The organism is Mesorhizobium sp. M7A.F.Ca.CA.002.04.1.1 (assembly GCF_004022805.1).
GTDB lineage: Bacteria > Pseudomonadota > Alphaproteobacteria > Rhizobiales > Rhizobiaceae > Mesorhizobium > Mesorhizobium ciceri.
In genome coordinates, this window is the sequence record NZ_RZPL01000872.1 from 1 (window position 1) to 2166 (window position 2166).

Below are 2166 nucleotides of genomic sequence, written 5' to 3' on the forward strand. Positions count from 1 at the left end.
CTCCTGGGGCCCGACCTACGCTTTTCCCCGCCACGGCCAAGGCGACCAGGCCGACTGGCTGCGCGACACCAACCAGCGCACCATGGCCTTCGCCATGGTCGAGACGCGTGCAGCCCTCGATGCGCTCGATGGCATCCTCGACACGCCCGGCATCGACGGCATCTTCCTGGGCCCGTCGGATTTCTCGATCGCCTGGAGCAATGGCGCCACGGTCAATTCGACGCTGGAAAGCATGATGGAGACGGTGGCGTCGGTGGCCGAGCGCACCCGCAAGGCCGGCAAACATGCGGCGATCTACGTTGTCGAGCCGGCAATTGCCGGCCGGGTCGTGTCGATGGGCTATCGCCTGCTGGCCATGGGCTCGGAGCATGCGCTGATTTCACTGGGCGCAAAGACCCTGCTCAAGGGCATCAAGGATTCGATCGGATCCTGAACCCGAACCGGACGCACTGCCGTCACAGCGCCGGGCGGTTAGGCGCTCGACGCCGCAGGCGCCGCGGCGATAGGTCCGCCGCGCCTGAACCTGTTGAACAGGGCGCCGACCATCTGGACCCACCAGTTGTTGAAGGTCATGAGCGGCAACGCCGCGAGGATCGAACCCAGTATGGCGGCGGCGGCGCCGAGTGCGGTGGAACCGCTTGTCAACAAAACCCATGACCCCAATGAGCAGATAACGGGTACATGCACGAGGTAGAGTGGGAAGGACAGCTCGCCCAGAAAACGTGCCACCTTACCCGAGAACCATGATAAAGGCTCATCCACACTCAGCACCGCGTAGACCAACATGACGCTTGCCGGGATGGCCACGCAGGCTTGCCGCAGGCCCACATCGGAAGCCACGTCAAGCACGGCGAACGGGCGATATATGCCCACGGCACTCCCCGCATAACCCAGCAGCGCCAGGGAAACCATCACCATGGCGCCTCTCACCCACCGATTCGGGCGAAAATCCATGGCGAGAAGCGGATAGAGCAAGAGGCTGGCCGGAAAGGCACAAAGAAAGTAACTGACTTGCAGCGCCAGGAACACGACTGCTGCTATGCAGACCCAGAACGATAACGTCCAGCGGCCTTGAAGGAAAAAGACGATCGGGGCGAGGGCGAAGGTCAGCATGCTCCCCCAGAACTCGACCGTCATGGTCCACAGACTGCTGTCATAATAGTTGTCGCCGTAGATGAACGTCCGCCACGCCCCTTGCAGAAACGCGTCGGCGAAACTCGCAGTCTCCGGCGATAGCACCTTTGAAGCATTGCCGAAACTTCTCAGCCAGTCGGATTGGGTGACGGCGGCCGCATCCTTGATGAAATACAGGTCGAGCTTGAAGATGATGCAGGATGCCAGCGTCGTAACGAGTACCGGGCCGGCCAGGCGTGGCAGGCGCTTGATCGCACCCAACCGCAGATCTTGTGCCTTGCTGGTCTGAAAATAACGCTTCACGAGCACGTAGGAAGACAGGACGAAAAACAGGTAGACGGCGGAGCCGCCATTGAACGCGACGAAAGCCAGGCTTGTTTTGAGCGATTGCCCGGCCAAGTCTCCCTCGCCTTCCATCAATGGCGCAAAAGCACCCAAACAATGCCCATTCAGAACTACGAGCGCGGCGACACCTCTTAACAATTCGAGTGAAGCATCCTTGGCCAAGTATGGGCTTTCTTTGAATAATTGCTATTTAGTACGCGCGAATATAATCGTTCGGCGAACAGAGTTCGCCGTTGCTGGAGAGATTATCGCGATCTGCATTAAATTATTGTTCACGCAAGCCGGATGGCCTGCCGAGCAGCTTCGTGTTCAGGCTTTGACCGTATATATTACAGGTCCGTCAGGAACTTGGCGAAGGTCATGGAGCCTTCGGGCCAAGGGCCGAATCCTGAATCCTCGCTGAGATGCCCGGTCTCGCCGGCGTCGATGAACAGCGAGCCCCAGGCCCCGGCAATGTCCTCGGCGACATCGAAGGCGCAGAACGGGTCGTTGCGGCTGGCGATCACGATCGAAGGAAAAGGCAGCGGTTCGCGCGGGTAGGGGCCGAAGGTCATCAGGTGCCTTGGCTTGATCTTTGGATTGGCGACATCGGGCGGCGCCACGAAAAAGGCCCCGGCGACCGGCTTGCGGAATTGCGGAATGGCTTGCACTGCGGTGGCGACGCCAAGTGAGTGCGCGACCAGGACG

At 60.3% G+C, this 2166-nt stretch carries 3 protein-coding genes; 1 reads left to right on the forward strand and 2 read right to left on the reverse strand.

From position 1 onward, the window contains the following. Positions 1 to 433: aldolase/citrate lyase family protein (locus ENZ75_RS29735; RefSeq protein WP_245481292.1), on the forward strand; the 433-nt coding region annotated here is incomplete at its 5' end. 38 nt (positions 434 to 471) lie between these two features. Here the strand turns inward: ENZ75_RS29735 and ENZ75_RS29740 are convergent. Together ENZ75_RS29740 and ENZ75_RS29745 are read right to left on the reverse strand one after the other, a co-directional pair. Further along, positions 472 to 1641 (reverse strand): acyltransferase, encoded by a 1170-nt coding sequence (locus tag ENZ75_RS29740; RefSeq protein ID WP_063167822.1) that lies wholly within the window; start codon positions 1639 to 1641, stop codon positions 472 to 474. A gap of 167 nt (positions 1642 to 1808) precedes the next feature. Further along, positions 1809 to 2166 (reverse strand): alpha/beta hydrolase (locus tag ENZ75_RS29745; RefSeq protein WP_164888112.1); only part of this gene is annotated, 358 nt, incomplete at its 5' end.